This is a genomic window from Allosalinactinospora lopnorensis, assembly GCF_000981225.1.
Taxonomy (GTDB): Bacteria; Actinomycetota; Actinomycetes; order Streptosporangiales; family Streptosporangiaceae; genus Allosalinactinospora; species Allosalinactinospora lopnorensis.
The window spans coordinates 1-732 of the sequence record NZ_LAJC01000194.1 but is presented as its reverse complement, the minus strand read 5'-3'; the positions used below and the strand labels follow the sequence as shown (position 1 = coordinate 732).

General features: G+C 68.6%; 1 protein-coding gene and 1 pseudogene. Both read left to right on the top strand.

What is annotated here, in order from left to right; all coding sequences use genetic code 11:
• A partial coding sequence (locus VS93_RS33150; protein WP_338022810.1) for an SAM-dependent methyltransferase occupies positions 1–553 on the top strand: 553 nt, incomplete at its 5' end.
• Positions 553–732, top strand: a pseudogene (locus VS93_RS33145) (SAM-dependent methyltransferase); the annotation flags it as partial. The gene VS93_RS33150 and the pseudogene VS93_RS33145, both read left to right, overlap by 1 nt.

Below are 732 nucleotides of genomic sequence, written 5' to 3'. Positions count from 1 at the left end.
TACGATATCCCTTTGGTCCCCCGAACAGGTGCAAAGGGTTCCGCTGATGAGTGCTGCCGATGACGCGACTTCCCCCGAGAGCCCGTCCGGAAAAGGGGCGGGTGTCCCCCCGGAAATCGATATGTCCGCTCCGTCCATCGCCCGGGTCTATGACGCGCTTCTCGGCGGCAAGGACAACTTCCAGGTGGACCGCGACGCGGCCGTGCTCTTCGCCGAGCAGATCCCCGAGGCCTACGAGGCCGGGTGGGACAACCGCAACGCGCTGATCCGCGGCGTGCAGTACCTGGCCCGCGCCGCCGGGATCGACCAGTTCCTCGACATCGGCAGCGGGCTGCCCACCGAGCGCAACACCCACGAGGCCGCCCAGGAGATCAGCCCCGACGCGCGGGTGGTCTATGTCGACAACGACCCGATCGTGCTGGCGCACGGCCGGGCGCTGCTGGCCACCAACGACACCACCACCGTCGTCACCGCCGATCTCACGGACCCGCAGGGCATCCTGCACCACCCCGAGGTGGTGCGGATGCTCGACTTCGACCGGCCGATCGCCTGATGATCATCGGACTGCTCATGCACTTCCACGACGACGAGCGCCCCAACGACCTGATCGCCGAGCTGGTGGCGGCGCTGCCCGCGGGCAGCTATCTGTTCATCACCTCCTGGCCCGACACCGGTGATCCGGCCCAGGCGGCGCTGCAGCGGGGTTGTCTGGCCGCCCTCGGCAACGGCTGG